This is a genomic window from Amycolatopsis balhimycina FH 1894, from assembly GCF_000384295.1.
Classification (GTDB): Bacteria; Actinomycetota; Actinomycetes; order Mycobacteriales; family Pseudonocardiaceae; genus Amycolatopsis; species Amycolatopsis balhimycina.
Genome location: NZ_KB913037.1, coordinates 187,759 through 200,011, shown reverse-complemented (window position 1 = coordinate 200,011; position 12,253 = coordinate 187,759). Strand labels below are relative to the sequence as shown.

General features: G+C 70.8%; 9 protein-coding genes. 4 read left to right on the top strand and 5 right to left on the bottom strand.

Annotation, left to right across the window (positions count from 1 at the left end; translation table 11 throughout):
- Positions 1-7 precede the first annotated feature (7 nt).
- Both A3CE_RS0100265 and A3CE_RS0100260 read right to left on the bottom strand, forming a co-directional pair.
- Positions 8-1,186, bottom strand: coding sequence for a cytochrome P450 (locus A3CE_RS0100265; protein WP_020638051.1), 1,179 nt, complete (start codon positions 1,184-1,186; stop codon positions 8-10).
- A gap of 25 nt (positions 1,187-1,211) precedes the next feature.
- The gene (locus A3CE_RS0100260) at positions 1,212-2,678 is read right to left on the bottom strand and encodes an ArnT family glycosyltransferase (protein WP_020638050.1); all 1,467 of its coding nucleotides are present in this window, start codon (positions 2,676-2,678) and stop codon (positions 1,212-1,214) included.
- A 412-nt stretch (positions 2,679-3,090) separates the two neighbouring features.
- Between A3CE_RS0100260 and A3CE_RS0100255 the strand changes: the two genes are divergently transcribed.
- Positions 3,091-3,852 carry a DeoR/GlpR family DNA-binding transcription regulator gene (locus A3CE_RS0100255; protein WP_026468012.1) on the top strand — a complete coding sequence of 254 codons (762 nt, stop codon included), beginning with the start codon at positions 3,091-3,093 and terminating at the stop codon, positions 3,850-3,852.
- 19 nt (positions 3,853-3,871) lie between these two features.
- Here A3CE_RS0100255 and A3CE_RS0100250 read toward each other — a convergent pair whose 3' ends face one another.
- Positions 3,872-4,642, bottom strand: coding sequence for a DeoR/GlpR family DNA-binding transcription regulator (locus tag A3CE_RS0100250; protein WP_043791565.1), 771 nt, complete (start codon positions 4,640-4,642; stop codon positions 3,872-3,874).
- Positions 4,643-4,860: 218 nt separating this feature from the next.
- Here A3CE_RS0100250 and A3CE_RS0100245 point away from each other — a divergent pair, with 218 nt between their 5' ends.
- Positions 4,861-6,051: a macrolide family glycosyltransferase gene (locus tag A3CE_RS0100245; RefSeq protein WP_020638047.1), complete on the top strand. Its 1,191-nt coding sequence runs from the start codon at positions 4,861-4,863 to the stop codon at positions 6,049-6,051.
- 261 nt (positions 6,052-6,312) lie between these two features.
- Here A3CE_RS0100245 and A3CE_RS0100240 read toward each other — a convergent pair whose 3' ends face one another.
- Positions 6,313-7,119 carry a PIG-L deacetylase family protein gene (locus A3CE_RS0100240; RefSeq protein ID WP_020638046.1) on the bottom strand — a complete coding sequence of 269 codons (807 nt, stop codon included), beginning with the start codon at positions 7,117-7,119 and terminating at the stop codon, positions 6,313-6,315.
- Between the two features lie 32 nt (positions 7,120-7,151).
- On the bottom strand, positions 7,152-8,348 hold the full coding sequence (locus tag A3CE_RS49650; protein ID WP_020638045.1) for a cytochrome P450: 1,197 nt from the start codon (positions 8,346-8,348) through the stop codon (positions 7,152-7,154).
- A gap of 148 nt (positions 8,349-8,496) precedes the next feature.
- Here A3CE_RS49650 and A3CE_RS0100230 point away from each other — a divergent pair, with 148 nt between their 5' ends.
- Together A3CE_RS0100230 and A3CE_RS0100225 are read left to right on the top strand one after the other, a co-directional pair.
- A complete protein-coding gene (locus tag A3CE_RS0100230) occupies positions 8,497-10,302 on the top strand; it encodes an ABC transporter ATP-binding protein (protein ID WP_020638044.1) in 1,806 nt (601 codons plus the stop codon).
- Entirely contained in the window at positions 10,299-12,182 is a 1,884-nt protein-coding gene (locus A3CE_RS0100225; protein ID WP_020638043.1) for an ABC transporter ATP-binding protein, read from the top strand. The genes A3CE_RS0100230 and A3CE_RS0100225 overlap by 4 nt, the downstream gene beginning before the upstream one ends.
- Positions 12,183-12,253: the final 71 nt, after the last annotated feature.

Sequence of the window (12,253 nt, the reverse complement as noted above, 5' to 3'; positions counted from 1 at the left end):
TAGAGAATCACCAACCCACCGTGTACTGGCTCACACCGCGGACGCTGACCTGCGGCTTCCAGGTGACCTCGCCGGCCACCTCGAGCCCGGGCAACCGCTCCAGCAGCGCGCGCAACGCTTCCTGCAGCTCGACGCGGGCGAGCGCGGCGCCGAAGCAGTGGTGTGCGCCGTGGCTGTAGCCGAGGTGCACGTTGTTCTCCCGGGCGAGGTCGAGCCGGTCCGGTTCGGCGAACCGCCCGGGGTCGCGGTCGGCCGAACCGAGTGACACCAGCACTCCTTCACCGGCGCGGACGAGCGTCCCGCCGACCTCGACGTCCTCGGCGGCGTAGCGCGGGAAAACCGAGCCCGACATCAGCGGTACGAACCGGGTCAGCTCTTCGACGGCGGACGGCACGAGGTCCGGGTCGGCCAGCAGCCGCGACCAGCCCCGCGCGTCGTGCAGGAGGACGTCGACGAAGTTGGTGACCTGCGACGCGGTGGTTTCGTGCCCGGCCAGGAGCAGCGAGTTGGCCAGGTCGACGAGCTCGTCGGAGCTGATCGTGTCTTCGTCGTCCTGGGCGCGGATCAGCGCGGAGAGCAGGTCGTCACGCGGTGCTTCCCGGCGGGCGTCGACGAGGGCGGCCATGTACCCGCGGAAGGCCGCGTGGTTGGCCATGAACTCTTCGGGGCTGATCGGCACGGTCGAAAAGACCCAGTCCGTCCACCCGCGGAACTTCGGGCGGTCCTCCGGAGGCACGCCGAGCAGCTCGCAGATCACCTGCACCGAGAACGGCAGGGCGAACTGCTCCGCGAGGTCCGCGGTGTCGCCTTCGGCCGTCATGTCGGTGATGAGGCGGTGCGCGAGGTCGCGCACCCATGGCCGCAGCCCTTCGATCCGCGCGGCGGTGAACGCCTTCGCCACGAGCCGCCGCAGCCTCGGGTGGTCGGGCGCGTCGAGGCCGAGGATGCCCATTTCGGCGCGCATCGGGATGACGCGGGCCCAGTCGTGCTCGGTGGCGAGCTGGGTGGAGAACCGCCGGTCGCCCAGCACCTGGCGGGCGTCGGCGTAGCGGGTGACCAGCCACGCGGGCTCCCCGAAGGGCATCCGCACCCGGGTCAGGCCGGGCCGCTCGCGTGCTTCGGCGTAGGCGTCGTCCAGCGCCAGTCCGGCGCCGTGGTTGAACGGGTAGGACTCGGTGCCGTCCACTCGGTTCCCTTCGTTTCGTTGGTGTTCAGACGTGGAAGTCCCGCAGCTTCGGCCAAAGCGTCGCCCAGCTTTCGGCCCGGCCGGTGGCCAGCCACAGTGGCAGGCCCTGGCTGGTGTTCGGGATCCCGAGTCCGGAGTCGACGGTGCCGACGCGCTTCACGTCGGCGAAGTGGCCTTGGAGCGGCTGCGGGCCCGGACCGGCGTAGAGGACGTTCACCGCGGAGTCCGGCGGTGTCACCAGGGAGTGGTAGCCGCGGTTCGGGCTGGCCGGCTCGGGCAGGCCGAACGCCGGGCCGTAGTGGTCGACCGCGGCGGCCTGCCAGTACATCCGCGTCACGATCGCGGTGTGCGCCGGGTCCGGCAGCGCGTGGAAGGTCTTCGCGATGGAGCCTGCCACCTCCGGCCAGCCGATCTCTTCGGCGGAGAACACGGCTTTGGGCAGGCCCGGGTGGTCGCGCAGCCACGACTGCGGCCAGACCGGCAACGCGGTCGGCAGCATGACCAGCGCGGTCAGGACGTACACCGGCCAGGAGGCGGCCCACCGCCACCACCGCGCCGGCTGCCCTCGTTCGAACTCGACCGCGGCGGCGGCCCAGCACACGCCGTAGAGCCCGGCGACGTAGTACTGACGCCCGGCGATGACGACGAAGAGCACGGTGAGTCCGGCAGTGGTCCAGCCGAGGAAGCGGTACTCGCGCAACGCCGGGGAGCGCATCAGCCGCCAGCCGCCGTAGCCGAGCAGCAGGGCCGCGACGGGGAGTCCGGCGAGGAAGAGCATGACCGGCACGATCATGGCCCGTCCGCCGGGCATCGCGGCGACCTCCTGCGAGATGGCGGCGCTCATCGCGAGCTGCGGCCAGCCGTGCGTGGCCTGCCAGCCGAGCGTCGGCGCGACCATGGCCAGCGCGATCAGCCCGCCGAGCCACAGCGCCGGCCGCCGCAGCAGCTCCCGGGGTCCGCAGGCGAGTACCGCGAGCACGGCGACGCCCCAGAACGCGCCGACGAGGAACTTCGTGTTCAAGGCGAGGCCGGTGACCACCCCCGCCCACACGAGCAGGTCGTCGGCACGGGTGCGGACCCACCGCACCAGCAGCCAGCCCAGCAACGTCCAGAAGAAGGGGTCGAAGGTCGACGTCGCGAGGTAGTGGCCGCTCGCCACGAACTGCGTCGACACGGCGAAGGTCGCGGCGGCCATGACCTGCGCCCGCCGTCCCCCACCGAGTTCACGGGCGATCAGCGCGCTGACCACGACGGCGACGACCATCACGGCCATGGCGGGCAACCGCAGCACGAAGACGTTGCCCGGCGCGAGGGATTCGAGAATCCGGGCGAGCACGGGAACGAGCGGAGGCTGGTCGGCGTACCCCCAAGCGAGGTGCCGCCCGGCGGCGAGGAAGTACAGCTCGTCCCCGAAGTAGCCGTACCGACCGGCTACGGCGAGCAACACCACCCCGAAGAGCCCCGCGACGACGAAGACCGGAGTCCGCGCCAAAGGAGCGAGTGACCTGATCTCATGCGGTGCTTCGACGCAGGTGGCCAAGACACTCCGATCACGCGGAACCGGTCGGCGAACACCGGCAGGTTACGCAGCCGAGATCCGGGAATTCCCGAGACTCCGCCCACCGGGTGTCTTCGCCGCAGCCCTGCTTCGTCGACCAATGGGCCGCTGATTCGGCGGAGTTTCCCCCTGTTGTACCGCTTCCGGCACTGGGGAGAACCTTAACAATCCGGAGTGGACTGTCCGTTGCGCCGAAGAGGACATTGCACCCGTTGAACGTCCGGACCATGCCCGATGATCACCGGGTCGATGATTTCCCGCGTATCCCGCAAACCAGGAACTTGCGCCGTCAAGTCCACCTAGACTGCCACTTCGTCACGCTCGCGAGGGGATCGGGGAAACGGCGTTGTACGCGGAAGAACGGCAGAGGATCATCGCGGAACGATTACGGGCGCACGGCCGGGTGGACGTCGTTCCGCTGGCGGCGGAATTCGCTGTGACCGCCGAAACCATCCGCCGCGACTTGACCGTCCTGGAGCGGACGGGGCTGGCTCGCCGCGTCCACGGCGGCGCCATCCCCGCCGGACGCCTCGGGTTCGAACCCGCCCTCGCCACCCGCAACACCCTCATGGCCACCGAAAAAGACCGCATCGCCAAAGCCGCCATCACCGAAATCCCCGAAGAAGGCGCCATCCTCCTCGACGCCGGCAGCACCACCGCCCGCCTCGCCGAACACCTCCCCGCCGACCGCGAACTCACCGTCGTCACCAACTCCATCACCATCGCCACGACCCTCTCCACCCGCCCCAACATCACCCTCATGCTCGTCGGCGGACGACTCCGCGGCCGCACCCTCGCCCTCGTCGACTCCTGGGCCCTCCAAGCCCTCCGAGACACCTTCGTCGAAGTCGCCTTCATCGCCACCAACGGACTATCCCTCGAACGCGGCCTCACCACCCCCGACACCGCCGAAGCCATGGTCAAACAAGCCTCCATCAACTGCGCCCGCCGCACCGTCCTCCTCGCCGACCACACCAAAGTCGGCAACGACCACTTCGCCCGCTTCGCCGAACTATCCGACATCGACACCTTCATCACCGACGACGGCATCGACAAACACGTAGCCCGAGACCTCGCCGGAGCCGGACCCCGGATCGTCACGGCTTGAGCGCGGCTCCCGGGGCGGCTCAGACCACGACCACGCGCGGCCCGGCCGCGGTGATCGCGCCGACGCGCTCGGGGTCGGCCCCGTCGTCGGTGATCAGGATGTCGACCTCGGCCAGCGAGCCGAAACTGGCCAGGCGATCCTGGTCGAGCTTGGTGTGGTCGGCCAGCAGCACGGTCCGCTGCGCGGCCACCATCGCCGCACGCTTCACCATCGCCGCCGCCCCGTCCCGGACGGTCATCCCGTGCCGCACGGACACGCCGTCGGCGCCGAGGAAAGCGACGTCGACGCGGGTGCCGGCCAGCGTGCGCAGCGCCCAGCTGTCCACCAGGGCCAGCGAGCAGCCGCGGACACGGCCGCCGATCAGCATCAGGTCGAGGTCCGGCCGGTCGCTCAGCGCCACGGCCACGGCCAGCGACTGCGTGACGATGGTCAGGTCGCGACCGGCCGGCAGCAGTCCGGCCAGCTGCGCCACGGTGCTCCCGGCGTCGAGCAGGATCGAGCCGCCGTCGGGCACCTCGCCGACCGCGGCCCTGGCGATCCGCTCCTTCTCCGCGTGCATCCGGCACCTCCCGGGGGCCGTGGACGGGGCCCTCGCGGCCGGCTGCACCGGCACGACGGGGACGGCGCCGTCCGGCACCCGCCGCAGGGTGCCCTGGTGCTCCAGCGCGGCCAGGTCGGACCGGACGGCCTCGGGGCTGACGCCGTGCTGCTCGGCGAACTCGAGGACGGTGAGCCCACCGTGCTCGCGCACCCAATGGGCGATCGTCCGACGACGTTGTTCTCCGTCCACGCTCACCACCCCGTTGTTGCTGAGACCTGCGTGATCGTAAGTCAAAAATTCACGCTGGCAACCTGCTCGGGCGCATTCGGCGGCACACGTGCACTCGCGTACCGATCCGGTGGGCCCGATGGGCCATCGCGATCCGGACTGGGAGAAGACCTACACCTTCCCGGCGCATAATCCCGGTACGGCTCGACGCGACCACGAACAGAGGGGAACCACTTGACATGCATGTTCTGTTCGTCACCGTGCCCGCGCAGGGACACCTCCGCCCGACCCTGCCGCTAGCCCGCGAACTGCGCGACCGCGGCCACCGGGTCACCTACGCCGCCCACGACAAGTTCCGCGCGGACGTCGAGGCGGCCGGCGCCGCGCTGCTGCCGATCCCGGTGGCGCTGCCGCCGCGCTCGGCCACGCCCAGCGCCCGCCACACGGTGGCGACCGCGGAGGCGCTGCTGGCGATGACCAAGGTCAGCGGACGGCTGCTGAACGAACTCTTCGAGAACGACCGCCCGGACGTGCTGTGCTACGACTCGCAGGCGGCGTCGGCGACCATGGTGGCCGAACGGTTCCACGTGCCCTGCGTCGCGCTGAACCCGACGTACGCCAGCAACAGCCACTTCTCGCTTGACGAACTGCTGGCCGGGGGCACGGACATGTCCGACCCCCGTGCCGTCGAAATCTTCACCGAGATCTTCCAGCGCCAGCTGCGCACAGCGGCCGAGTTCGGCCTGACTCCCCCGCACCAGCGGGAGAACTGCGCTCCGCTCAACCTGGTCTTCCTGCCGCGCTCGTTCCAGCCCGCCGCGGACACCTTCGACGAGCGGTTCCAGTTCGTCGGCCCGGCACTGGGTGGCTGGGCGGACGACACCGCCTGGCGGAAAACCGGCGACCGGCCGCTGCTGTTCATCTCGATGGGCAGCTTCCTGGCCGACACGACCGCCTTCTTCCGGCAGTGCTTCGAGGCCTTCGGCGGCACCGGCTGGCAGGTCGCGGTGGCCATCGGCGAGCACGTCGACCCGGCGGCCCTCGGCCCGGCGCCGGCCAACACCGAGGTGCGGCCGTACTTCCCGCAGCTGTCCGTGCTGCGGCACGCCGAAGCCTTCGTCTCCCACGCCGGGATGAACTCGGTGCTGGAATCACTGACCGCCGGCGTGCCGCTGGTGACCGTGCCGCAGCAGCGCGAGGAACTGCTCACCGCGCGCACGGTGGCCGACCAGGGTCTCGGCCTCCTGCTGGAGCCGGAAACGCTGACCGCCCAACGGCTGCGGGACGCGGTGGACACGGTGCACACGAGCGAGCGGATCCAGGCGAACGTGGCCGCCGTGCGGGAGGAGCTCCGGCTCGGAGTGCCGGCCGCGACGCGGTCGGCCGATCTGATCGAGCACCACCTGGCCACCCTCACCCAGCCGGCGTGACAACGGCTCTGTTCGGCGTTTTCGGGCGCGGCCGGCGTTCCGGCCGCGCCCGAAACTGGACCGCTTGATCGATTCGACCGATTTCTCCCTACGGGGAACCGATCCCGCCACCCCGGGCGACGCCGTCGAGCAGACGGGAGAACTCTTCGGCATCGATGCGGTGGGAGGCGCTCGACCTTGCCGTTGAGCCGCGGTGTGGCACGTGCTCAGCCTCGGGCCGCCTTGATCAGGAGCACAGACTGTCGACAACCTCTGTCGGTTTCAGAGCTGGGCGGCGGGCAGCTTCCAGTAGCGTTCGGCCGGCTCGCCGCCCGCGAGTGACTCCGCGTACATCGTGAGGTACTTCGGCAGTTCGGTGTTCCCGCCGAGGAGGATGGGCGCTTGGGAGGCGTAGCAGCCGATGCCCCGCAGTTTGCGGTCCCACTGCCCCCCGGTCAACCGGAAGATCCGCGGTGCGGTGCGGGACTCGTCGAAGGGCTCGAGGAGCGCTCTCGGGAAGATCACGTACGGCGCGTCCTCGTACCACCAGACCGTGTCGGGGTCGCGGTCGAGCAGCCGCGCCGCGGCACGGGTGATCCGGTGGTCGATGTGGTTGCCGATGGCCAAGGGGGCCAGGAGCAGCTCGGCGTCGCGCACGGCGGGCTCGGCGGCCATGACGGCCGCCAGCTCGCCGATCAGCTCGGCCTCGGACTCCAGGGCGGCCCGGGAGATCTCCGTGTCCCGCGGGTACCGGGGGTTGCCCGCGGCGTCCTTGCGGTACAACGCATCCGGCACCCCCAGCCGGACGGGCGTGGCGCCGACCACGTCCATCGCCCGGTCGTCCTCCGCCTCCCGGCGGGCGATGGCGTCGGCGTCGGCGAGGCCGCACGCCCGGTGGAACTTCCGGGCCTCGGCCGACAGCGGGGGTTCGGGCGCACCGGAGAAGACGGTGACGACCGTGCCCGGCGTACCCGCCTCGGCGCCGGCCGCGAGCAGGCCGCCGCACGACAGCACGCCGTCGTCGTAGTGCGCCGACAGCACGGTGGGCGTTCGCCCGGCCAGCGCTTCGGCACCCTGGTGTTCACCCATGGCCACCACCTCTCGTCCGGGCCGCCCGGGGTTCACCAGGCGACGGGAAGCGCGCTGATGGACGCCGCGAGCCGGTCGGTGCCGTCGTCGCCGTCCGCACGGTTGAGCCTCTCCAGCGTGGTGGTCAGGGTCAGGCCGGGGAACTTCTCCAGCAGCGCGGTGAACACCGCGTTGAGTTCCAGCCGGGCCAGCGGCGCCCCGACGCAGTGCCAGGCACCGTGGGCGAAGGTGAGGTGCTGATTGGGTTTGCGGCCGAAGTCGATCCGGTCCGGGTCGGCGAACGACCGCTCGTCGAAGTTGGCGATGGCGAAGTCCGGCAGCACCAGGTCCCCGGCCCGGATGGTGACACCACAGATCTCGATGTCCTCGTGCGCGTAGTGCGGCTGTGCCCCGCCACCGAAGTTGGCGGTGCGCAGCAGTTCCTCCACCGCACCGGCCATCGCCGACGGGTCGGCGCGTACCTCGGTCAGCAAGTCGGGCCGGGTCAGCAGCCGGGCGACGCCGTTGCCGATGTGCGTGGCCACGCTTTCGTGCCCGGCGAACAGCAGCATGCAGACGATGTTGGTGACGTCGGAGTCCTTCAGGCCGGCCTGGCAGATCCCGGAAATCACGTCGTCGGCGGGGTTCTCCCGCTTGCGCGCGGCCAGTCCCATCAGATACCGGATGAACTCGGCCTGGCCGGCGCTGGCGTGTTCGCCGATCTCGTGCACGTGGTCGAGCAGCTCGCCCAGCAGGTCGCGCTCGTCCTCGGGTACGCCCATCAGCTCGCACAGCACCTTCAGCGAAACCGGGAGCGAGAACGCGGTCTGGAGGTCGACGGGCGGGGTGAGCGCGGCCAGCTCGTCCACCATGCCGCGCACGATGCCCTCGACCCTCGGTTTGAGCGACTGCATCTTCTTGTGGGAGAAGTGCGGGATCAGCAGGGCGCGGAACGCGGCGTGCAGCTCGTGCTCGTCCCGGCCGGCCGCGACGCCGGCGATCATCGAGAAGATCGGGTTGTCGGCCAGCTGCGCGGCCTCGGCCGGGTTCGGGTGCGTGCGGCCGATCCGCTTGTCCAGCATCAGCTCCTTGATCTCCGGGTAGCCGACCACCAGCCAGCCTTCGTCGCCCGTGTCGGTGCGCACCCGCCAGATCGGCCGCTCCGCCTGCAACTTGCGCAGGTACGGATTGTCGCCCAGGACGGGCGAGCGCAGCGAAGCGAGCGTCGGCAGCTCTTCGGATGTCGTCATGGCCGGTTCCTCCCGGAGGTTCGTGCGGGGCGCACCCGGTGCCGAGTGTCATCAGCGTCCCGCCGGTAAATCCCTAGACCTCCCGGCGCCGCGGGGAAATCGTTCCTCTAGGACCTTCCCTACCGGCCGCTCCGTAGGGTCCGTCGGTATGGCGCGCACCGCGGAACCGACCGGCCGGCACGAAGCCGGGCGCTGGAAGTCGTCACCGGTGCTGCTGGCGTTGCTCCGCGACCGGCTGCGCCCCTACCGCGGGCGCATCCTGGTCCAGGCGGTCCTCCAGTTCGCGCAGACCGTGGGCATGCTGCTGCTGCCGACGCTGAACGCGGCCATCGTGGACCAGGGCATCCTCGCCGGCGACACGGCGGCGATCCTGCGGCTGGGCGGCATCATGATCGCGGTGTCGGTGGCCCAGCTGGCCACCGCGGTCGTCGCGGAGCTGATGGCCGCGCACACCGCCGCCAACGTCGGCCGGGATCTGCGTTCCCTCATCTTCCGCAAGGTGCAGGGGTTCTCCCTCTACCAGGTGGCGAGGTTCGGCACGCCCTCGCTGACCAACCGCACGGTCAACGACGTGCAGCAGCTGCAGACGCTGGTGATCTCCACGCTCACCTCGCTGCTGACCGCGCCCATCATCTGCGTCACCAGCCTCGTCATGGCGGTGCGGCAGGATCCGCCGCTGTCCGTGCTGACCGTGCTGACGATCCCGGTCACCGCGCTGGTGGTGCTGGTGCTGCTGGCCAGGCTCAGTCCGCTGTACGAGCGCATCCAGGCCTCGCTCGACAAGCTCAACCGGATCCTGCGCGAGCAGATCGCCGGGGTGCGGGTGATCCGCGCTTTCGTGCGCGACGATCACGAGAAGCAGCGCTTCGCCCGGGCCAACCGGGGAATGTTCACCGCGTCGGTGCGCGCCGGGCGGCTCGGTGCCACCCTGTTCCCGGTCGTGGTGCTGATCAGCAACGTCTTCTCCGTCGCGCTGGTGTGGTTCGGTGGCCGGCGGATCGCCGACGGCGGGATGCCCGTCGGCGCGCTCAGCGCGTTCCTCGGCTACCAGGTGCAGATGCTGACGGCGCTGGTCATCGCGTTGTACGTCTGCCTGACCGTGCCGCGGGCGCGGGTGTCGGCGCGGCGCGTCCACGAGGTGCTGACCACCGAGCCCGAGCTGACCGCGCCCGCGCGGCCGGCCACGCCCACCAGCCGCCGCGGCCACCTGGAGCTGCGCGGGGCCGAGTACCGCTACCCCGGCGCCCCGGAGGCGTTCCTGTCCGGCGTCAGCCTTTCGGCATCGCCCGGCCACACCACGGCACTGGTCGGCAGCACCGGCAGCGGCAAGACCACGCTGCTGAACCTGGTGCTGCGGCTGACCGACGTGACCGCCGGCTCGGTGACGATCGACGGGGTGGACGTCCGGCAGTTCGCCCCCGCCCGGCTGGCCGAGACGGTCGGCCTGGTGCCGCAGACTCCGTACCTGTTCACCGGCACGGTGGCCGGAAACCTGCGCTACGGCAACCCGGACGCGACCGACGCGCAGCTGTGGCACGCGCTGGAGACCGCGCAGGCCGCCGATTTCGTGCGGAAGATGCCGGGCCGGCTGGCCGCGCCGATCGGGCAGGGCGGCAGCACCGTCTCCGGTGGCCAGCGGCAGCGGCTGGCGATCGCCCGCGCGTTGCTGCGGCGCCCGGCGATCTACCTGTTCGACGACTGCTTCTCCGCGCTGGACTACGCCACCCGGGCCCGGCTGCGCGAGGCCCTCGCGGTCGAGACGGCCGGCTCGACCGTGCTGACCGTGGCTCAGGAGGTGAGCCTGGTCGAAGACGCGGACACTGTCGTGGTGCTGGACCAAGGCCGGGTGGCCGGCTGCGGCACGCACGCGCAGCTGTTGCGGGACAACGACATCTACCGGGAGATCGCCGGCTCCCAGCAGCGCGGCGAGCAGCTGAAGCAGGAGGCGGTGTGAGCGACGCCGAAGCACCGCGCACCACGGGGACGACCCGCCGGTTGTTCGGGCTGCTGAAGCCCTATCGCGGCCAGGCGGCCCTGGTGCTCACCGCCGGGACCGTGTCGATCCTGATGAACGTGTTCGGGCCGTTGCTGCTGGGCAAAGCGACCAACCTGATTTTCGGCGGCCTGATCAGCGCCCAGCAGCCGGCCGGGCTGAGCCGGGACGAGGCGGTGGCCCGGCTGCACGCCGAAGGCAAGGACGCGCTGGCCACCGGGCTCGGTTCGGCCGACGTCGTGCCGGGCCTCGGGATCGACTTCCGGAAGGTCGGGCTGCTGCTGGCGGCGGTGGCGGTGCTCTACCTCGCGGGCACGGTGTTCTCCCTGGCGCAGGAACGGCTGGCCGTCGCCGTGGTGCAGAAAGTGGTGCTGCGGCTGCGCGAGGACGTCATGGCCAAGCTGTCCCGGCTGCCCCTGCGCTACTTCGACGACCGCGCACGCGGCGAGCTGCTCAGCCGGGTCACCAACGACATCGACAACATCCAGAACACCTTGCAGCGCACGCTGAGCAAGCTGGTCACCGCCACCATGTCCGCGCTCGGCTCGCTCATCCTGATGTTCGTCATCTCGCCGCTGCTGGCCTGCGTGCTGCTGGTGGTGCTGCCGATGGCCGGTGTCGTCGCGGCCCGGATCGGCAAGAAGGCCCAGCCCCAGTTCGTCGAGCAGTGGACCGCCACCGGCGCGCTCAACGCGCACATCGAGGAGATGTACAGCGGGCACGCCCTGATCACCGTGTTCGGCAGGCAGGAGCAGGCCGCCCGCACCTTCGACGAGCACAACGAGGCCGTCTGCAAGGCCACCGGCAAGGCCAACGCCCTTTCCGGCGTCATCGAGCCGAGCACCAACCTGGTCACCGACATGGTGTACATCCTGGTGGCGGTGGTCGGTGCGGTGCGGGTCGCCGCCGGGGCGCTGTCCCTCGGTGACGTGCAGGCTTTCATCCAGTACACGGCCTACTTCGGCGGGCAGGCCGCGCAGATCGGCAGCATCACCGGCGACCTGCAGTCCGGCGTCGCCTCGGCGAAGCGGGTGTTCGAGCTGCTGGACGCCGAAGAGCTGATCGTCGCGGACAGCCCGGTGCGCCCGCCGGCGCGGGTGCGCGGCCGGATCGACTTCGAGAACGTGAGCTTCCGGTACCAGCGGGAGACACCGCTGATCGACGACCTGTCGTTCAGCGTCCTGCCCGGACAGACGGTGGCGATCGTCGGGCCGACCGGGGCGGGCAAGACGACCCTGGCCAACCTGCTGATGCGGTTCTACGAGCCCGACAGCGGCCGGATCCTGCTGGACGGGGTGGACATCACCACGATGGCCCGCGAGGACGTGCGCCGGCAGACCGGGCTGGTGCTGCAGGACACATGGCTGTTCGACGGGACCATCGCGGAGAACATCACGTACGGCAAGCCGGGCGCGACCCCGGGGGACGTCCGCCGGGCGGCCGAGGCCACCCGCGTCGACCACCTGGTGAGCACCCTGCCGGACGGCTACGAGACGGTGCTCGGCGAGACCGGCGGGATCAGCGCGGGCGAACGCCAGCTGATCGCGATCACCCGGGCGTTCCTGGCCGACCCGCCGATCCTGATCCTCGACGAGGCGACCAGCTCCGTGGACACCCGCAGCGAAGTGCTGATCCAGCGGGCGATGCAGTCGCTGCGCGAGAACCGGACGAGTTTCGTGATCGCCCACCGCCTGTCCACCATCCGCGAGGCGGACCTGATCCTGGTGCTGGAGGCCGGCCGCATCGTCGAGCGCGGCACCCACCGGCAGCTGATGACCCGCGAGGGCGCGTACGCCCGGCTCCACGCCGCCCAGTTCGCCGGCCTGGTCGCTTCTTCCTGACGTTCCGTCCCCCGGGGCCTCGGTGGCACGGCTGCTCCGGTGACGCGATTCGCCACCACCGCGATCTGCGG